Below are 19,243 nucleotides of genomic sequence, written 5' to 3'. Positions count from 1 at the left end.
AACAATGCTCGTTCACTCCGAAGCCACCTCCCCTTCTTCCTCGGTCTCCCGCTCCAAAGCTTGCCGCCAGTGCGGGGAAAGAAGCGGCCGAATGATGCCGAAGAGGAAGTAAGCCAAGAAGTCCACGGCCAGCATCCACTTATAGTAAATCACCGTCAGGGCGACGGTGGCGAACACCAACAGGAATTTCGGTAGCGAACGCTGGGTCCGCAGGCCCACCCCTTTAAAGCTAGGGTAGCGCAGCTTGCTGAACATCATGAAGGAAAGGAGCAGGAGAAGGACCGCCAGCACATACCGGCCCCATCCCTGCTTGAGATCCCGATCGGTTTCGTAGAGGGAAAGCAAAAAGAGAGTGAGGGAAGAGACCAACCCTGCCGCAGCGGGAATCGGAAAGCCGGTGAAGACCTCCTTGTTCTCCTCGGATCTCGCGGCATACACGTTGAAACGGGCCAGGCGAAGGGCGCCGCAGACAAGGTAGGTGGCCGCTACGATCCATCCGAGCCGATGGGGGAACTGGTAAAGGACGATCTCAAAGACCAGGAGTGCGGGGGCGACCCCGAAGGAAATCAGATCGGCCAGCGAGTCGAACTCACGCCCGAAAGCGCTCTCTTTGCCGCCGAGGCGGGCGACCCGTCCGTCGAGCAGATCGAAGACGAAGGCGGCCAGGATAAAGTCCAGGCTCGTCTTGTACGCATGGATCCATCCGGACAGCTCGCTGTCGCGCAGGATACTCGCTTCCAGGATCTTGAGGATGGCAAGAAAGCCGCAGAGCAGGTTCCCCGCGGTCATCAGGCTCGGCAGCAGGTAGACCTTGCCCTCGTTTTCGTGTGCTTTCACGGCCACCGGCCCACCACGGTCTCCCCCGCATGAACGACACCACCCCGCTCGACGAGAACGCGGCACTCCTCGGGCAGGTAGAGTTCGGTCCGGGAGCCGAACCGGATCATTCCGATCCTCTCCCCTCTGCGGACCGAATCTCCCTCTCCGGCCCAGCGGACGATCCGCCGGGCGACCAAGCCCGCGATCTGCCGTACTCCGACCGTTCCGCGCGGAGTGGCGATCCACCAATCCTGCCGCTCATTCCGTTCCGCCGCTTCCGTGCGACGCGCATCCAAAAAGCTTCCCCGTTCATATGCGATCTTTACCACTTTTCCCGCCACCGGGGCCCGGTTCACATGCACATCGAAGATCGAGAGAAAGATCGCGATTCGGCGCATGGGACGGGTGGAAAATGGGCTTTGCGGGACGACGTCCACCACCACCACTTTCCCGTCGGCCGGAGCCAGTATCGCGTCCGGATCCAGGGTTCCCTGCCGGTCGGGATCCCGAAAGAAGAAGAGCATGAATCCGAACAGGAGAAGAAGCAGGGTTCCAAAAAGGCGGCTCCAGCCGAACGGGAGAAGGAGAAAGAAAAGCGCGAGCGCACCGACGATTCCCAGAAGAGGTAGTGCGTCTCGCAGAGCAGGAGGAAGCATGTCGTCGGTCCGTTGTTCACGCCGCCCGTCTTCCGATGGCCTACCGGGGAACGGGCATCCATGCCGCGCCGGTTCCGCCGAATCGGGCCAACCCGTAAAAGTAGAACGCAGGCGCTGTAAAGAGCAGGCTGTCGACAAGGTCGAGCGCCCCTCCGATCCCAGGAATCCAATGGCCGGAATCCTTCACGTGCGCGTCACGTTTGGCCGCGCTCTTCGCCAGATCCCCCCAAACACCGAGGAAGCCGAGACCCAATCCCAACAATATCGTATCGAGGAGCCGAAAGCGCATCAGGCCCCGCCCGCAAAGGAAGACGATGACCAAGCTGGCCAAAAGCGCGGCGGCGAGGCCGCCCGCCAACCCCTCCCAGGTTTTCTTCGGGCTGATCCGGGGCAGCAGCCGGTGCCTGCCCAGGAGGGAACCGGCAATGAAGGCGCCTGTGTCTCCGAGCTTTGTGACCAGCACCACGAAGAGCGCGGCCAGGCGTGGTTCAGAGTAGTTATTCGGCTCCAAGGCAATCCTGCACAAGAAGCTGAAAAGAAAGGGCACGTAGACCACCCCGAGGAGGGTGAGGCCCGCGGTTTCCAAAGGCAAAAGATTCCCCCGGGAGCCCCAAACAACACGAAGGAGCAGCACGACGACCGCCAGGACGAAGAGCGACTCTTCCCAGGCCGGGAAGAGGTTGGCGGCGCCCGGATGGGCGACCCGGAAATACCAGAGAAGCACAAAAAACAAAAGGCCGAACCCGATGCCTAGATATTTGAAGACGGTCGCGCCCTTCTGCTCCTGCATGGAGTAAAATTCCCACTGAGCGACCGTCGAGAAGATCGCCACGATGAGGATCTCTCCCGTGCGCCATCCGAGCAGGACCACGCCGAGCACGACACTCCAGAGTACCGCCGATGAGCCGCTTCTTGCGAGCCATCCGGGCCTCTTATTCATTCCAGTTCCTCCCTCTCCAAACGGCCGAACCGCCGCCGCCTTCGACCGTATTCTTCCAGAGCCCGCAGGAATGCGTCCCGGCGAAAATCCGGCCAAAGGACATCGGTGAAATAGATCTCGGAATAGGAGACCTGCCATAAGAGAAAGTTGCTGAGCCTCATCTCTCCGCTGGTGCGGATCAGCAGATCGGGATCGGGATCCTCGCCCGTGTAGAGGTGCCGGCGAAAGGAGGCCTCGTCGATCTCCGCCGGCCGCAGGACTCCCCGCAGCACCTCGTCCGCCATCTGTCGGGCGGCCGTCACGATCTCGATCCGGCCGCTATAGCTGAGGGCGAGCGAAAGAGTCAGCTTGCGGCCCCGAGCGGTCCGGAGGCTCACCGCTTCGATCTTCTTCCGCAACCCGGCGGGCAGGTCGACGAGACGGCCGATCGCCTTTAGGCGCACGTCGTTGGCGATCAGTTCGGGCTCCGCCTCTGCGAGGAAGTTCTCAAGAAGAGCCATCAGAGCCGAGACTTCCTTGGGCGGCCGCTTCCAGTTCTCCACGGAAAACGCGTAGAGAGTCAGGAAGGCGACCCCGACTTCGGCCGCCGTGCGTACCACTTCACGGGCCGCCTCGAATCCGGCTCGATGCCCTTCGACCCGGGGCAGGCTCCGCGCACGGGCCCATCGGCCGTTTCCGTCCATGATGATGGCCACATGGGTCGGCGGTTTCAACGGCGCGCCCTACCTCGGCTTCCTATTCGACGAGGAATGTCTGCTCCCTTCCTGCGCCCACCGAGATCAGCCCGACCGGAGATCCGGTCAACTCGGAGAGCGCGTCCAGATATCTTTTGGCGAGGTCCGGCAAGTCGCCGAAGCGACGGACGCCGGATGTCGGTCGGAGCCATCCCGGATACTCCTTGTAAATCGGCACGCACTCCTGCCAGTGCTCGGCAGCGGTCGGTGGGTGGGACAGGCGCCGGCCCCGCCACTCGTAGGCGACGCAGACCGGGATTGTGGCGAGCGTGTCCAACCCGTCCAGATTCGTGATGGCAAGCTCGTCAAAGCCATTGATCAAGCAGGCGTAGCGGCTCATCACTCCGTCGAACCAACCGCATCTCCGGGCGCGTCCTGTCGTAGCGCCGAATTCCCGTCCGTTCCGATGCAGCAGATCCGAGAGCTCAGCCGATTCGACCGGCATCGGCCCCGCGCCGACCCGCGTCGTATACGCCTTGAGGCAGCCGATAACCCGATCGATCCGATGCGGAGGCACTCCCGTTCCGGTCACGGCTCCCCCCGCGGTCGTATTCGAGGACGTGACGTAGGGATAGGTTCCGAAATCGATATCCAAAAAGGTGCCTTGAGCGCTCTCGAAGAGCATGTCTTTGCCTTCACGGATCGCCTCGGAGAGCCAAATGGCCGTGTTCACGATCATCTCCCGCAGGAACTCTGCGGCCTCGCAGCAGCTGCGAACCACCTCTTCGGAATCGACCGGCTTTCCGCCGAGAAAGGAAAGCAGGCGATTCTTCTCTTCGATTCTCTCCTCGAGCTTATGGCGAAGCTCCTTCGGTTCCAACAGGTCGTGAACGCGAAGCCCGGTGCGGTTCGCCTTATCCACGTACGCGGGACCGACCCCACGTCCGGTCGTTCCCAGCTTTCCCTTCCCGCGCAGACTTTCCAGCTGCTCATCCATCTGCCGGTGATAAGGAAGCACCAAGTGGGCCGCCTCCGAAATGAAGAGCCGGCCCTTGGGGGCGATCCCCCTGGCAGTCAAGCCTTTGATTTCGCGTACGAGCGAAGTCGGGTCGATAACCATTCCGTTGCCCAAAACGCACTGCTTTTCCGGCCGGAGGATCCCGGAAGGAATCAGATGGACGACGAATCTCTCGCCGTCGACCTCGACCGTGTGGCCGGCGTTGTCTCCCCCTTGGCAGCGGACGACCACGTTTGCATCCTCGGTAAGGAAATCGATGACCTTTCCTTTCCCTTCGTCTCCCCACTGCGCTCCGACGACAACCGTGTTCACTCCGTTCACCGACCTTCTCAGCGACCGATACCGCGATAGGTAAAGCCCCAGGCTGCCATCTTTTCTCGATCCAAAAGGTTGCGTCCATCGAAAACCAGCGGGGTCACCATCCGCTTTTTCATGGAAAGCCAATCAAGCTCGCGAAACTCCTCCCACTCCGTGGCCACGACGACACAATCCGCTCCCTGAGCCACCTCCTCTCCCCTCGAGCAGAGATGCAGCTCGGGGAGAGCCTGCTTCGCCTTCGCCATCGCCTTGGGATCATAGGCGCGAACGACCGCTCCTTCTTGAATAAAGTTCTCCGCCAATGCCATGGCCACACTTTGGCGCGTGTCATCGGTATTGTTCTTGAATGCGAGGCCCAGAAGGCCGATCGTCTTATCCCGAAGGAGCCAGATCTCTTCTCGAATCTTCTTCAAGAAGCGCTCCCTCTGTTGCCGGTTGATCGAAGCGGCCTCCTTGAGGAGCCGGAAGTCGCAGCCGAGCTCCTCTGCGATCCGAATGAATGCGGAGACGTCCTTGGGAAAGCAGGACCCGCCCCAACCTAACCCCGCCTGCAGAAAGGAGCGGCCGATCCGCCGGTCCAAACCCATTCCTTCCGCCACGAGAAGCACGTCGGCCTTCGAAGCCTCGCAAATCTGCGAGATCATGTTGATGTAGGAGATTTTCACCGCTAGGAAGCTGTTGGAGGCATGCTTGATGAGCTCGGCGGAGTTCACATCGGTGATCAGCACCGGCGTCCGAAAGGGCTGGTAAATCTCCTTCATGATCGCGATCGCTCGCTCGGAGGAGGCGCCGATCACAATCCTGTCGGGATTCATCAGATCGCTGATCGCCGACCCTTCCCGGAGGAACTCCGGGTTGCTCACGACGTCGAAGTCCGCCTTTTGCTTGCTGTAGCGCTCGATGGTCTGCGCCACCTTCTCTCCGGTTCTCACAGGAACCGTGCTCTTGTCGACGACGACCCGATACTCGTGCAGGACCCCCGCGATCTCCCGCGCCACTTTCTCGACATAATGCAGATCGACGCTCCCGTCCTCCCGAGGGGGGGTCGGCACGGCAATAAAGAGCGCCAAGCTGCTTTCGACTGCTTCGGCGATCGACTCCCCGAACCGAAGCCGGCCGGCCGCCACATTCCGTGCGATCATGGCTTCCAACCCCGGCTCATAGAAGGGGACGAGGCCTTCGCGCAGGCTCTTCACCTTCCCCTGATCATTGTCGACACAAAGAACCTCATGGCCGACTTCAGCGAAACACGCCCCTGTCGTAAGGCCGACATACCCGGAACCAATGATCGCAATTTTCATGGCGCGAAGCGATAGTCTCCAAGAGGCCGCCCGGGACGCGAGGGAGAGCCCGCTCCCGGGACGAGCCTATCTTCTCTGGTTACATCTCATCCCATACTTACGGCTCGGGCTGGCTTCGGCGCCGACCTCCCGGCCACGGCGGCCCTCGGGAGGCGGCTTCATGCCGAAAGCGTTCGTCCCACCTCTGAGATCAAACCCAACGGAACAGCCCTTCTCGGTCCGTTATTTCGCACTCCAATCGAGCATCCGCTCGATCGGGACCCGAGCGCGCTCCGCAATCTCCCGAGGCACGACGATTTCCGGCTCGCCAGATTGCAGGCTTCGGTAGACCTTTTCCAGCGTAATCTTCTTCATGAAAAGACAGTTGGCGCAGGCGCAGCGCTCCGTGGGGGCGGGCAGAAACACTTTGTCCGGAATTTCGCGAGATAAGCGATGGATCATTCCGGACTCGGTGGCGATGATGAACCTCTTGGCCGGACTCTTCCGGCAGAACTCCACCATCTTTTCGGTGGAGCAAATCTCATCGGCAAGCATCCGGACGGCGGCATCACATTCTGGATGGGCGACGATCGGCGCTCCCGGATGCAGGCGCCGCATCTGCGCCAGGCTCGCATGGGTAAATTCCACGTGAACGTAACAATGCCCCTGCCATAGGCGCATCTTCCGTCCGGTCCGCTGCATGACCCATTCCCCTAGGTTTTGATCCGGAACGAAGAGGATTTCGTACTCGGGAGGAATCTGGTTGACAATGGTCACCGCATTTCCTGAGGTGCAGACCACGTCGCTCAGCGCTTTCACCTCTGCCGTCGAGTTCACGTAGGTCACCACGAAAAGCCGGTCCGAGCCCCGGCGCGCGTCGGCTAATTCCTCGGCGCTGCAGGAATCAGCAAGGGAGCAGCCGGCCTCCAAATCGGGGAGCAGAACCTTCTTCTCCGGATTGAGAATCTTTGCGGTCTCGGCCATGAAGTGGACGCCGCAAAAGACAATCCAGTCCGCCGCGGTGCCGCGGGCTTGGTACGCCAGCCCGAGGGAATCGCCCACGAAGTCGGCGACTTCCTGTACTTCCCGGATCTGGTAGTTGTGCGCCAGGATAACGGCGTTCCTCTCCCTTTTCAGGCGGCGGATCCGATCCTGGAGTTCTTTTGCATGCATCGAGTGCGACAGCGCCGACCTCCTTAGAATATCCTCGATTTTCGCTCCAGGAAAGCCCGTTCGGCTCCCCGCCTCGGGAAACCGCAAAGGCAAGAACGAAGCCCTTGGCGGCGGGAGCTTTTTTCAGGGCACGCCCTCGATGGCTTGGGCTCTCACCCGGAAGACGGCGAGGTAGCTGTGGCTCCCGACTGGGAGCATGCCTTTCCTTTGCCCTGGAACCCGGAGCTGGCTTGGATCCCTTCCCACCTCACCTTCGCGGACGCTCCCTTCCCGGCCTGCACGCGGGCGGCCTTGAAGCGATCTTTAGAGAAAGCGCGAGAACAAGGCTTCCAGCTCCGGCTGGCGATCGAATGTGAACTCTATTTTCTTCGACGAACCGCTTCCGGCTTCGCCCTCCCCAATCCGCGTGAGACGTTGGTCAAGGGTAGCTATGATGCCGGGAGGCTCTTCGATGGATCCAAGCTCGTCGACACCATCTTGGAGGCGCTCGAGAGGCTCGGCTGGGAGGTCTTCTCCGTCCAGCATGAGGACGGCCGGTCCCAATTCGAATTCGTCTTTGATCATTGCGACGCCCTCGACATGGCGGATCGCTTCGTTTTTTTCCGCTGCCTCGCCGCACGAACTGCAGCCCAGGAAGGCCTGGCCGCCGTCTTCATGCCGAAGCCGTTCGCCGACCAGCCGGGGAACGCCGCCCACTTTCACCTATCGCTGGCCGATTCCCGCACCGGAGCCAATCTTTTCCTGCCGCAGCCGGGCGAAGACCCGCGGGAGCTGGGCCTCTCCCCTCTCGGAAGCTCCTTCCTCGGCGGCCTGGTTCGCCATGCCCGTGCGCTCTGCGCGGCGTTTGCGCCGACGGTCAACAGCTATAAGCGCTTGATCAAGAAAGGGGCGATGAAGTTCTATTCCTGGGCCCCTGTTTTCAACTCCGTCGGCCGAAACAATCGTACGCACGCCTTCCGCATCCCCCTTGGCGGCGGCCGATGCGAAATCCGGATTCCGGACGCCTCTTGCAATCCCTACCTGGCGGCAGCGCTCGCCCTCGAAGCCGGTCTCGAAGGCGTTCGGCAACGCCTCGATCCCGGGATCCCGGAGCGGGAAAGCGTCCATGCGTGGCCGGAACGCCGGGAGAACTGGCTGCCGCAGGAGGCGCTGCTCCCCCGTTCGCTGGGCGAGGCGCTGCTCGAATTCGCCTCCGACGCGCTTGTGGAAAGCGCATTGGGCGCCGCGCTCCGGGAGGAGTTCCTTCAATGCAAATTCGCCGAATGGGAAGAATTCAATGTCGAGATCACCCAATGGGAGATCGATCGTCATGGCTCTCTCTTCTGACTCGCCGAAGACGCCGCGCCCGAAGAGGCTGCCCGGCCGACTTTCACCGAATCCTCGGATTCTCAAACTCCACCTTTCGTCATACCGGGAGCTCTGTCCGATCCAGGATCTACTGCCGCGCCGCCTCCCTCTTATCCGGCTCGATGCTAACGAGAACGCTCTCGGACCCTCCCCGCTCGCCCGGAAAGCGATCCGAAAGGCGGCGGCCGAATCCCACCGCTATCCCGAGATTGCCGGGGAAGGGCTGCGGGACTTCGTGGCGTCGGAGCTTGGGGTCCGCCCGGAACAGATTGTCTTCGGGAACGGCTCGACCGAGCTTCTCGAGCTGCTCTTTCACGTCTCTCTTCGGAATCGGCACGAGGAGGTCGTCCTGCCGCGGCACTCGTTCCCCTTATACGAGATCCTGGCGCAGCGCTTCGGATGCCGCGCGCGCGTCGTTCCCGACCGGAACTTCACCGCGGACCTGGAGATGCTCCGTGAAGCGATCACGCCCCGAACCCGGCTCGTGCTTCTCGCCAATCCGAACAATCCGACGGGAACCCGCGTCGACAACGGCGCTCTGGTCGCCTTCGCAAAAGGCCTTCCGCCCCATGTGCTCTTGGCGCTCGACGAGGCATATGCCGACTTCATCGACGATCCTCCGCCCCTCCGAGAGATCATTCAGCAGGGGATCCCCGTTACGGTCCTGCGCACCTTTTCCAAGCTGCACGGCCTGGCAAGTTTGCGGATCGGGTACGCTCTAGCCTCGGAGGAAATCGCCCGCGCGCGCCAAAAAGCTTCCCTTCCCACCAATACGAGCGGCATCGCTCAGGCCGCCGCCATGGCCGCCTTGAAGGACAAGAGACATCAGCGGAAATCGAAGAAGACCGTCCGGGACGGCCGGCTATACCTGGAACGGCTTTTCCGACAGCTCGGTCTCTGCTGGGTGCCCTCCTGCGCCAACTTCGTGATGATCCGGCCGCCCCGGGCGGAAGAAGTCTGGAAGGCATTAGTCCGGAGAGGCGTACTCGTGCGCAGCCTCCATAGCTGGGGACTGCCCGGCTGGCTCCGAGTAACCATCGGAACTCCCGAAGAGCTCCACCGGTTTGCCGGCAGCCTGCGTGAGGCCCTTCGAAAGGTTCATCCACTGCAGCCCATCCCTGCGGGAGAGCCTGAGGGCGACTAGGCGGGTGGAGCAAAACCTTCCATCGACCATGCGGCGAAGGCGGGCGACCTCCCTCTACGCGGAGCCGCTCGGCTTCCCCTTCTCCGTTGCGCTAGGGTTTTTGTTGCTCGTGATTCTTCCTGTAGCTGCGGAAAACACGGACGATCAACGTCTTTTCCTTACCGAGAAAGCGGCCGATTCCCACAGCCGCAAGCGCTGGTATGACTATGTCATGGATACCGATCCGGGCTCCTGCCGTGTCCGGATCAGCCCAAGCTTTTCCGATCCGGCTCCCAGCCGCATCGCCGTTCTCCCGTTCCTCGACGAAGGAAGCGGGAATTATGTTCTCGATGAGATCCCGTGGCCGGGGCGAAAAGGAGAAGCGCTGGCCGTATGGAGATGGACGCACTCCCAGCGGTTGCGCCGGATGATCCATGGCTATCTCGCGGCGCGGGAGTTCGACCTCATCCCCATAGCGCTGGTCGATTCGCTTCTTGCGGCGCATAAAATCTCCTCGGACCGCCTCCTAGAGGCTGCCGAACCATCGGTTCTGGGCCGCATCCTGGATGCGGATACCCTAGTTTACGGAAGTCTCTCGGTCTATCGGAGCTATTATCTCTTCCTGGCAGCAGGCTGGAGAGTGAAGCTTACGATCCGGATCCTCTCGGCGATCACCGGCCGGGAGATCTTCGCGGGCACGTCCACCCGGAACATCATCGGCCTTCGGATCGCAACCAACCCGATCGATCTTGCGCTCGCCTCTATCAGCAATCTGGTCCATTTGCGTGACGTGACACTGCGACGGGGAGAAGACGAAGCCTGCCGCGAGCTCGTCATCCGCGTGCCGCGGGCCCCCCGAGCCGCACGCGCTGCCTCCGGTCCGATTCCGAAGGCGCTCCCCGTCGCTACCGCCATGGCTCTTCCTCCGGAACGGGGGGGATGAGGCCCTTCGTCTCCACTGTTTCTTTACGGTCAGGAAAGCCCGCCTCCGCGCCGAGCCTTCCCCCGCCCCATGTTTGGTGAAAAGCGGCCTTTTTGACGACGGCTCCAGGGTTGGGGAAGGAAATTTTGCAAAAATGTAGTGCCACACTGTGAACAACTTGGCCGCATGAAAGTGGCCTTTTGTGCTTGCGATTCACGGTGACGACCGGTAATGCTATTTCATGTTTCTGCGCACCCTGCGGTTGCGTCGGAAGGACGGGAGCGAGGCGGAGTATGTCCGCTTGGTGGAAAGCTACCGGGAAAAGGGAAAGGTCAAGCAGCGGATTGTCGCGACTCTTGGCCGCAAGGATCTCTTGGCACCCCACTTGGATCGGCTCGCGGAGTTGCTCGGGCGGAGCGCGCCGGCTTCTCGGAGAGCGCTTGAGCCTCAGGAATCCACAGTTTGGGGTCCAACGCTTGTCGCCAGACATCTCTGGAAGGAGCTGGGTATGGAAGAGCTCTTGGAGGAGAAGAGGGGAAAAGGCAAAGGACTGTCCCTTGCGGAACGGGCGTTCGTCCTTGTGGTCAACCGGCTCTTGTCCCCGGGGGAGCGAACACGCCTTGGCCCAGTGGCTGGAGACCGACTACGTTCCCGACGGGAGAGGAGAGCGGATCCGGCCGGTCTGGAAGCAGAATGGCCGAGTTCGGGTCGACCCCCGCTTCCTTTGGCCGTGGTACCGGACCCTTGACGAGCTCATAGGGCAGAAGGAGCGGATCGAGGAAGGGCTCTTTGCCCGGCTGCGGGATCTCTTTTCTCTTAAGCCCGAGATGGTCTTCTATGATTTGACTTCCTCCTATTTCGAAGGGGGAAGGCCCCGAGGGTTTGGCTCAATACGGCTACAGCCGGGATCAGCGGGAGGGAAACCGGCAGATCCTCTTGGGGGTCGTCATGGCCAATGGCTGGCCGATTGCCCACCATGTCTTCCGGGGCAATCGGCACGATTCGAAACAGTTCTGCCGATCGTCGCCGATTTGGAGAAACGCTTCGGGTTGCGTCGGATCGTCTTCGTCGGGGACCGGGGGATGGTGAGCACGGCCAACTTGGGCTTCCTGTGGAGCCAGGGGCATGGGTTTTTGTTCGGCTTACGCCGACGAAGGAGCCCGGAGGTCTTGGAGTATGTCCGCAAGGCCCAGAGCGGTTCCTGGCAGCCCTGCTCTCCGGAGGAAAAGGATCGGGTCTGCGAAGTCGAGGGAGCGCTTCCCGGGCAGCGGATCTTCGTGGTCGAAAGCGCCGAGCGGCTGGCCTACGAGCAGGCCATGCGGGAGAGGGATGTCACGAAGACCCGGGAAGAGTTGGGCAAACTCGCCAAGCGTATCGAAAAAGGAGAGCTTCGGAATCGGGAAGAGATCGGCAGCTCCGTCGCCCGAATCCTCTCTCTCCATCGCAGCCACCGCTACTTCCGCTGGAGTCTGCGGGCAGGCAAGCTCCAAGTGTCCGAAGAGCCGGTGGAGACCGAAAAGCTTCTGGAGGGGAAGTACGTGATCCTCACCGAGGAAAAGGATCTCTCCCCGCTCGAGGCGGTCCGGGCCTACAAGGAGCTCTCCGAGGTGGAAAGAGCCTTCCGGAAGCTCAAGGACGTCCTGGAGCTTCGTCCGATCTACCACCACAATCCCAAACGGGTGCGGGCGCACGTCTTCGTCGCCGCCTTGGCCTTCCTGCTCGACCGGCTCCTGGAGAAGAAGCTCAAGGCGGCCAATCTACCCTTCTCCAGCGAGCAAGCTTGGGTTGCCCTCCGAACCATCCATCTGGTGGATTTCTCCTTCGGAAGCGAAAAACGTCGCGGGGTCACCGCCGGGAATCATCAGGCCCGGCAAATCCTCTCCGCCTTACGCATCTCTGCCCGCGAGCCGTAGCCGACCGCAAAGGGCAAAAATAGCCCCTGTAGTGCCAATTGGAAATGACGGGTACTGTCTCGCAACGACTTACAAGACCTTCCCCCAAACATGGGCCGCAACGCTTCTTCCTTCCCGAACGGGAGGGAACAACCCATGGGAAAAAGAATTCTCTCGATTATCTTATCGATTTGGATCCTTCCCGATTCCAGACCGTCGCCTCGCCCGACCTTGCGAGCGAACGCCCATTCCAACTGGCTGTCCTCCCTTTCGTCGACAAGGCCACGGGAGGGCGCTTTCTGCTCGACGGACTGCCGACGGTGCCGCGTTCGCAAATAGAGCGCCAAGAGTGGCGGTGGACGACCGCGAACCGTCTCCGGCGGGGAATGGCAACGTATCTGGCTCAACGCGACTTCTACGTGCAGAGCCCCGGCCTCACGGATACCATCCTGCAGCAGATGGGCTGGCGGACCGCCGCAGACATGTTCCGTGAGAAAGCAGAGCGGGTGGCCGACTGGCTGGGTGTCGACGCCCTGGTCTATGGAGAAGTCCAAGACTCGATGGCGATCTACGCCTTTCTTCTACTCCGCTTGGCGGGTCGGGCTGCGCCTGAGGATCATATCCGGCAGGACCGGACGCTCCCTCATCGAGGTGAAGGGAAACCGGCAGGACTCGACGCTTCTTCCCGCAATCTTCTCCGTCGATATCGCGATCGCATCGCTTATGGCTGCCGGGTTCCTCCTCGATATTACTCTTAAGAGGGCGGAGGACGAGCTCTGCCGAGAGATCGCTCTGCGGATCCCCGCTCCCGATCCACAAAGTTTGCACCCGGGCCTCCGCCAATGAGCTCGGATGCCGTCGGAGAGCACGCCCGAAGCCTGCGGCCGTATTCGGCTCCACCCGCCTGCCGCCCGGCAGGAGGAGCCGTCTTCCACCCGCTTGGCCGAGCCGCTATGCTCCTGGCCGAGCGGCGGCGGAAGAGCATGCGACGGCTTGCCGGATGGATGGAGAAGCGAACTCTTCGCTTCCACCCTTCGGGAGCCAGACCGTAAAGCGGTTCCAGCCCTCGCTCGGACTGTCATACCGAATCTCTCCCTGGTGGGCTGCGACGATCTCCCGACAGAGGCTCAAGCCGAGCCCGCTACCCCTGGCACGGCCTTCCCTAGCGGCTTGGGTGCGGTAGAAGCGGCGAAAGATTTCCGCCTGATCCCCGGCCTCGATGGTCGGCCCGGTATTGGCGATGCTCAAGACGATCCAAGGACCGTCCTCGGAAAGGGTTATCCAGGCAAAACCTCCGTCCGCATTATATTTCACCGCATTATCCGTGAGGTTCCACAGCATGCGCATCAGCAGATCGCCGTCTCCATAAACACATAAGCCCGGAGCGACCGACGCCGCGACCGAAAGGCCCGCGGGCCCCGCCAGAAGCCGAGCATCCTCCGCTACTTCCGCCACCATCACGCTCCAGGCGATCCGTTCCCTCCGAATACGAATCTGGCCGCATTCCGCCTGAGAAAGGAAAAGAAGATTGTCGGTGATTGTGCTCAACCGCTTGACTTGCTCCAAGAGGCAGAGAAAGACTTCCTCCTCCGAGGATTGCCGGCCTCCGGCCTCGGCGAGGGCCGCCTCCAACTGGTTTCGGAGGATCGTGAGCGGGGTCCGAAGCTCATGAGAAGCATCGGCGGTCAGTCGTTGCTCTTGGACAAATGCTTTCTCGATTCTTTCCCACATCTCGTTGAGGATTTGCGCCAGGCGCGCCAAATCCGGGTCATCGGAAGGAACTTCGACCCGACCATGGAGGGCATGGGGACTGATTTTCTCGGCAGCCGCTGCGATAGCCCGAACCGGCCGCAGGGCGTATCCGGAAACAAGCCACCCACCCACGCTCGCAACCGCCAATGCGAGCGGGAAGGCCAGCAGGAAGGCTTCCTGCGCCCGCCAGAGAATCTCTCTTAGCTTTCGGGTGTCCCGGGCGAGAACCAGCCGATAGCCGCCCCGGCTTTTAACCAGGACGCGGAATGTTTTCCTTCCCAGGGAATAGTCAAGGAATCCCTCTTTGCTTATTCGCTCCGGCATTCGAGATCCGAAGAAGGCGGCCCGATACAGGACGCCCCCCCGGGGCTTGCAACCTCCCAGATGCTGCTCTCCTCGCTCTCCAAGCCTTCGGGAAGTTTGCCGGGTGCTCTCGATTCGTCTCTCCGCAGGGCCGAAAGTATTTCTTGGGCGTCCGAATCTATTTGGAAGTCAGCCTCCTGAACCAGCCTCCGGTAGAGAGCCTCCCCGCCGACCGCCCCCGCAAGCGCAAGCGCGAGTCCTACCGTGACCCCGGACAGAAGAGCAAGCTTCCAACGGAGGGGAATCCTTCTCACCGAGACTCCTCGATCTTGTACCCGATTCCTCGAACCGTTTGAATAAGCTTCCGGCTCTCTCCCTCGTCGATCTTCTTTCGCAGCTTCTGGATGTAGACATCGACGAGATTGGTGCCCGGGTCGAAATGGAAGTTCCACACATGCTCGCAGATCTCGGTTCTTGTGAAGACCTTGCTGGGAGAGCGCATCAGCAGCTCCAAGAGGGAAAACTCCCTGCGTGTCAAGTCGATCCTCCGCCCTCCCCTCATGGCCACTCGAGTTACCAAGTTCAAGCTAAGGTCGCCCACCTGGTAGAGCGAAAGCCCGATTCCGGCCGCCCTGCGGACTAGGGCGCGCAACCGCGCGACAAGCTTTTCCATTGCGAACGGCTTGGGAAGGTAATCATCGGCTCCGCTCTCGAGCCCTTCGCCCCGTTCGTAGAGTTCCCCTCTTGCCGTCAACAAGGGCACGGGGAGATGGACGCCACGCCGCCGGATGGCTCGAAGCACGCTGAGACCATCGCGACCCGGCAAAAAAATGTCGAGGATCGCCGCATCGTAAGGATGACTGATTAACGGCCATTTCTCACAAGCTTTCTCCTACGGCTTGCAAAACGGGCTCGTCTGCTTCGTTGGGCTTGGTTTCCCATCCTCGCAGTATGTCTTCATACAGCTCCGGTGGGAAAACCTGCGCCCGCCTCGCACTCAAGCCCGTTTGCGGCGCCTCGGCTACGAAATTTGTGAGAAATGGCCGTTAAGGCAAGGAGGGCTTCATCGCCTCGAGAGAGCGTGTCGACGACAAATCCTTGCTCTTGCAGACCCTTTCGCACGAATGCCGCGATCTTCTCCTCGTCCTCGACAACCAGTATCCGCATGGATGCCTCCGCGTCCCCAACGCCGGCTGAAGGAAGGGCGAGCTATTCCGCCCCTTCTCTCCGAGGCGTGGAGGGATCAAGCCCTACCTTCGGAATTCGCACCGATTCGGAGAATCATCCAAAGAGAAGCAAGACAAAGGCAACTGTCGGCGACATTGAAGCTCGGCCAGTGCCACGAGCCGATGTGAACGTCTATGAAGTCTACGACAAATCCGTGGAACACCCGATCGCCGATATTTCCGGCCGCACCCGCGGCCAGAAGAGCGGCGATCGAGCCGATCTCCGGACGTCCCCAGTCGAGACGGCGTCCGACCAGGAGGCCGGCGAACAGGAAGGCGGCACCCACCACGATCCATAACCAGTTATATCCCGAGAAGAGGCCGAAGACGATCCCGGTATTCCGGACCGAGACAAGATTCAGCAGCCCGGGAATGAGGGAGACGGGAAGGTCGGCTGCGTGCGCAAGGATCCACCACTTCGAAGCCTGATCGAAGAGAAGCAAGACAACGAAAAGCCCCCAGAAAACGGGTCCGGGGGATCGCCGCAATGCGGCCCGAGGAACTTGCCCGATCCTCCCGCCCTCTCGTTCTCCCGGGACATCGGCTCCGGACGCAGCACTGTGCGAGCGGAGAACGTCCATCATAGAACGCCTTCCTCCTCCAGTTGGGTTAGGCGGGCCTCGTTCCTCTCGTCGATGATTTCGGAAACATGGGGGAGCTCGAGAAGGACCTCCAGAGCTAAAGGAATGCTCGGGGTCGAAAATCCCGTGGTCTCGATGCTTCTGCGGCGCAGCGAAAGATACACCCAGGCAAAAGCGTCACCTTCAACGATTCGGAACTGGGGATACTCTTCCCAGAAAATATCCGAAGCCTCGCGGATTTCGATCGTTGCCGCTCCCCCGCTTCCACCCCCGGGAAGAGCCTGCTCGACCTTTTCGAATCGGGCGATCCAGTGCATAACGATCTCCTCGACCGCGTCTCGGTCGATCGGTTCTTCGCACAAGGCAATGAATCCGACTCTTTCAGGCATTGCGCATCGGCATGACCACGTACAGGAAGCATTCCTCGTCCTGGATCAGGCACGGTCCGGACGTTTCCCCGACCTGAAGTACGACTTCGTCGGCCGTGCTCTCCCGCAGAGGATCCATCAGATAGGTCACGTTGAACGCCGCTCGAATTTCCCTACCCGCATAGCGGATCGGAATCGTCTCTTTGGCTTCCCCGACTTCCGCCGAACTGCAGCAGAGTTCAACCTCATCCTTTTGGAAGTGTAGCCTCACCGGTACGAGCCTTTCGCCTGCGACAATGGAAACGCGCCTCAGTGCGGACAAAAGCGCTTCACGAGACAGATGCATCCGTTCCCGAGCGGCTTCAGGAATGGCCGCGCGATAGTTAGGATATTTTCCGTCAACGAGCTTCGAAGAAAATACGAGGTTTCCGGATTGCAGAAGGAGTCGATTCGACTCAAGCCAAACGGTTAGTTGGATCTTCTCACCGCACGCGAGAATCCGCAACAGCTCGGAAACCGCCCGTGCGGGAACGATCCCCTGGGTTTCCTCCTCCGCCTTCCCGGAAACCGGGGCTTCCATGAGAGCCAGCCGCTTTCCATCCGTTGCCACAACGGTGAGGCTCTCCCCTTTCCAAGCGAAGAGCGCCCCGTTGAGGACGTAACGCGTCTCGTCGTTCGACATGGCATACGCCGTTCGACGGAGCAGCCGAACGAACGAATCCTGGGAGATCGCAAAGGAAGAAGAATCGCTCAACGCCGGTGGCGGCGGATAATCGGCGGCCGGCAACCCGAAAAGCCGGAACGAGGAGCGGCCGGCGATGATGGTGCTCTCCTCCTTCTCGTTGGAGCTCAATGTCAACTCCTTGGAGGACGCTTCCTTGGCGATGGCGAAAAGACGGCGCGCCGGCAGCGTCGTCCGGCCGGATTCCCTAACCTCGGCATCGATACGGAGCTGGAGGGTCGTCTGCAGATCGCTGGCAAAGAGCGAAAGGTGGCCCGCCGGATCGGCCTCCAGAAGAACATTGTTCAAGATCGGGACCGTAGTTCGGCTGCCGGAGACACTTTGCGCTAGGTTAAGAGCTTCTAGGAAGGAGGTCCGAATAATTTCGCACTGCATGGGCAAGCCTGGGATAGGAGGTTAATGGAGGAAACGATAAACACTCACCGTCTTCTTCTTAAAGGCAGCGAAATTGTGAAGAATGAATGCAGTATGTTGGTGAAAAACAACTTACGATGTGAATTGCTTTGTGAATAACCGGCCGGGCTCGGTACGAAAGCGGCGCGGTTCTATCGGTTGACGAAAAATTCGGCGGGTTGTTCACTGTTCCCCACCCTTTCCTTAGCCCGGGTTTTCCAGTTTTTCAATCAACTCGCGGACAGTCGCCTCGAATCGCGGATCGGACTGAAGCTTTTCGGCGATTACACGCTGGGCGTGAAGAACGGTGCCGTGGTCCCGGCCGCCGAAGCATTCGCCGATTTCTGCGAGGGAGTAAGTTGTTAGCTTACGACTAAGGTACATGGCGACCATGCGCGGCAGCGCGATATGGGCCAAGCGGCGTTTGCTCGTCATGTCGGCGAGGCGAATGTCGAAAGCCTGGGCGACCTCCTTTTGAATCGCTTCGATGGTGATTCCGTGGACAGAATCGTTCCGGAAAAGATCCTTGAGCAGATGCTGGACTTGTCCGGCGGTTAGCTTCTCGGGACGGAGGGCGGCAAAAGCGGCCACGCGGTTCAGGGCGCCCTCGAGCTGGCGGACGTTGTTTTGGATCCGTTCCGCAATGGTGGAAAGGATTTCATCGGGAATCACAATCGATAAGCTCCGCATCTTGTGGCGTAGAATTGCGAGCCGGGTCTCGAGCTGAGGAGGAAGAATTTCGGCCGTGAGGCCCCATTCGAATCGAGAGGTAAGACGTTTTTCGAGCGTCTGCATCGCGCTCGGAACCGTATCGCTGGTCAAGACGATCTGCTTGCTTCCGTCGAAAAGGCAGTTGAAGGTATGAAAGAATTCTTCCTGCGAGCGTTCCTTTCCCGCCAGGAATTGGACGTCGTCGAGAAGAAGAACGTCGACCTCTCGGTATTTTCTGCGGAAGCGGAGCAGGGAGCCTTTTTGAATGGCGTCGATGAACTCATTGGTGAACTGCTCGCAGGTCACGTATTGCACGTGAAGAGATCGCTGGAGACGACAGATCGCATTCCCGATCGCCTGCATGAGATGGGTCTTTCCGAGCCCGACCTTACCGTAAAAAAATACAGGGTTGTAGGCCCGGGCGGGAGCGTTGGCAACAGCGCGGGCGGCCGCATAGGCAAATTCGCTGTTGGCTCCGACGATGAAGTTTTCGAAGGTGTACCGAGGATTTAGGCCATTGGTGGCGAGTCCCTCGGGCGAGCCGTTGAGGCGCGGCTCGGGCTCCTCCCGTTTTTTGGAGGTTTCCCGATCGGCTGCCGTGACACCGGGTGGAGTCGCCGGGAAGGTGACGCGAACCTGCCTCCCGAGGACCCTAGCCAAGACGCTCGTGAGCTGGGGAAGATAGTTCTCCTCGATCCAATACCGATAGATCGAATCGGGCGCCTCCAAGGCGATCGCCTCCTCGGAGACGGTCAGGATCCGAAGCGGCAAAAACCAGCGTTCCACCGCTTCCCGGGAGGCGATTTCTTGCATCTCCCCGCACACTTTCTCCCAGATCCACTTAAGATCAGCGGACGACTTGTTCACAAGTTATTCACAGAAACAGGACGTTTTTCTCACCAGCTTAAGCCTTGTCGGTACAATACATTGATAATCAACAACATGTATATTAAAAAACAACAAGAATCTTCGAGCTGCGGAGCAAAAGGAGGTTTTAATTCTCCT

General features: G+C 60.5%; 19 protein-coding genes. 6 read left to right on the top strand and 13 right to left on the bottom strand.

Annotated features, from left to right (window positions below; genetic code table 11):
• Window positions 1-12: 12 nt before the first annotated feature.
• From pssA to nadA, 7 genes are all read right to left on the bottom strand, one after another.
• The gene (pssA, locus tag MTHMO_RS00090; protein WP_237394656.1) at window positions 13-843 is read right to left on the bottom strand and encodes a CDP-diacylglycerol--serine O-phosphatidyltransferase; all 831 of its coding nucleotides are present in this window, start codon (window positions 841-843) and stop codon (window positions 13-15) included.
• Complete coding sequence (locus tag MTHMO_RS00085) at window positions 834-1,475, bottom strand: phosphatidylserine decarboxylase family protein (protein ID WP_202212972.1); 642 nt, start codon at window positions 1,473-1,475, stop codon at window positions 834-836. The genes pssA and MTHMO_RS00085 overlap by 10 nt, the downstream gene beginning before the upstream one ends.
• Window positions 1,476-1,515: 40 nt before the next feature.
• Window positions 1,516-2,415, bottom strand: a complete 900-nt coding sequence (locus tag MTHMO_RS00080) for a phosphatidate cytidylyltransferase (RefSeq protein ID WP_202212971.1) — start codon at window positions 2,413-2,415, stop codon at window positions 1,516-1,518.
• On the bottom strand, window positions 2,412-3,128 hold the full coding sequence (locus MTHMO_RS00075; protein WP_237394655.1) for an isoprenyl transferase: 717 nt from the start codon (window positions 3,126-3,128) through the stop codon (window positions 2,412-2,414). Before MTHMO_RS00075 ends, MTHMO_RS00080 begins: the two co-directional genes overlap by 4 nt.
• Before the next feature lie 22 nt (window positions 3,129-3,150).
• Window positions 3,151-4,428 (bottom strand): adenylosuccinate synthase, encoded by a 1,278-nt coding sequence (locus MTHMO_RS00070; protein ID WP_370568150.1) that lies wholly within the window; start codon window positions 4,426-4,428, stop codon window positions 3,151-3,153.
• 8 nt (window positions 4,429-4,436) lie between these two features.
• Window positions 4,437-5,726, bottom strand: coding sequence for a UDP-glucose/GDP-mannose dehydrogenase family protein (locus MTHMO_RS00065; RefSeq protein ID WP_202212970.1), 1,290 nt, complete (start codon window positions 5,724-5,726; stop codon window positions 4,437-4,439).
• A gap of 222 nt (window positions 5,727-5,948) precedes the next feature.
• Window positions 5,949-6,890, bottom strand: a complete 942-nt coding sequence (gene nadA / locus MTHMO_RS00060; protein WP_255535432.1) for a quinolinate synthase NadA — start codon at window positions 6,888-6,890, stop codon at window positions 5,949-5,951.
• A gap of 165 nt (window positions 6,891-7,055) precedes the next feature.
• Between nadA and MTHMO_RS00055 the strand changes: the two genes are divergently transcribed.
• The 6 genes from MTHMO_RS00055 to MTHMO_RS00035 all read left to right on the top strand — a co-directional run bounded on the left by MTHMO_RS00055 (window position 7,056) and on the right by MTHMO_RS00035 (window position 12,920).
• Window positions 7,056-8,204, top strand: a complete 1,149-nt coding sequence (locus MTHMO_RS00055; protein ID WP_237394654.1) for a type III glutamate--ammonia ligase — start codon at window positions 7,056-7,058, stop codon at window positions 8,202-8,204.
• A complete protein-coding gene (locus MTHMO_RS00050) occupies window positions 8,188-9,369 on the top strand; it encodes a histidinol-phosphate transaminase (protein WP_202212968.1) in 1,182 nt (393 codons plus the stop codon). The genes MTHMO_RS00055 and MTHMO_RS00050 overlap by 17 nt, the downstream gene beginning before the upstream one ends.
• Window positions 9,370-9,397: 28 nt before the next feature.
• Entirely contained in the window at window positions 9,398-10,291 is an 894-nt protein-coding gene (locus MTHMO_RS00045; RefSeq protein WP_202212967.1) for a hypothetical protein, read from the top strand.
• A 220-nt stretch (window positions 10,292-10,511) separates the two neighbouring features.
• Window positions 10,512-11,018, top strand: a complete 507-nt coding sequence (locus MTHMO_RS11165) for a hypothetical protein (RefSeq protein ID WP_370568149.1) — start codon at window positions 10,512-10,514, stop codon at window positions 11,016-11,018.
• A 79-nt stretch (window positions 11,019-11,097) separates the two neighbouring features.
• The gene (locus tag MTHMO_RS11160; RefSeq protein ID WP_370568352.1) at window positions 11,098-12,183 is read left to right on the top strand and encodes an IS1634 family transposase; all 1,086 of its coding nucleotides are present in this window, start codon (window positions 11,098-11,100) and stop codon (window positions 12,181-12,183) included.
• A 44-nt stretch (window positions 12,184-12,227) separates the two neighbouring features.
• Window positions 12,228-12,920 carry a hypothetical protein gene (locus MTHMO_RS00035; RefSeq protein ID WP_202212966.1) on the top strand — a complete coding sequence of 231 codons (693 nt, stop codon included), beginning with the start codon at window positions 12,228-12,230 and terminating at the stop codon, window positions 12,918-12,920.
• Between the two features lie 193 nt (window positions 12,921-13,113).
• On the opposite strand, the gene MTHMO_RS00030 is transcribed toward MTHMO_RS00035, so the two are convergent.
• From MTHMO_RS00030 to dnaA, 6 genes are all read right to left on the bottom strand, one after another.
• Window positions 13,114-14,238 (bottom strand): cell wall metabolism sensor histidine kinase WalK, encoded by a 1,125-nt coding sequence (locus tag MTHMO_RS00030; protein WP_202212965.1) that lies wholly within the window; start codon window positions 14,236-14,238, stop codon window positions 13,114-13,116.
• A 289-nt stretch (window positions 14,239-14,527) separates the two neighbouring features.
• A complete protein-coding gene (locus tag MTHMO_RS00025) occupies window positions 14,528-15,019 on the bottom strand; it encodes a response regulator transcription factor (protein WP_237394653.1) in 492 nt (163 codons plus the stop codon).
• A gap of 441 nt (window positions 15,020-15,460) precedes the next feature.
• Window positions 15,461-16,027, bottom strand: a complete 567-nt coding sequence (gene lspA, locus MTHMO_RS00020) for a signal peptidase II (RefSeq protein WP_202212964.1) — start codon at window positions 16,025-16,027, stop codon at window positions 15,461-15,463.
• Window positions 16,024-16,413, bottom strand: a complete 390-nt coding sequence (locus MTHMO_RS00015; RefSeq protein WP_202212963.1) for a hypothetical protein — start codon at window positions 16,411-16,413, stop codon at window positions 16,024-16,026. Before MTHMO_RS00015 ends, lspA begins: the two co-directional genes overlap by 4 nt.
• Window positions 16,406-17,509, bottom strand: a complete 1,104-nt coding sequence (gene dnaN / locus MTHMO_RS00010) for a DNA polymerase III subunit beta (protein WP_202212962.1) — start codon at window positions 17,507-17,509, stop codon at window positions 16,406-16,408. Before dnaN ends, MTHMO_RS00015 begins: the two co-directional genes overlap by 8 nt.
• Window positions 17,510-17,731: 222 nt before the next feature.
• Window positions 17,732-19,063, bottom strand: coding sequence for a chromosomal replication initiator protein DnaA (dnaA, locus tag MTHMO_RS00005; protein WP_255535431.1), 1,332 nt, complete (start codon window positions 19,061-19,063; stop codon window positions 17,732-17,734).
• Window positions 19,064-19,243: the final 180 nt, after the last annotated feature.

The sequence above is a fragment of the Methylacidimicrobium sp. AP8 genome, from assembly GCF_903064525.1.
Lineage (GTDB): Bacteria > Verrucomicrobiota > Verrucomicrobiia > Methylacidiphilales > Methylacidiphilaceae > Methylacidimicrobium.
Note: the sequence above shows the minus strand (reverse complement) of the source record. Positions and strands in the feature narration are given on the sequence as shown.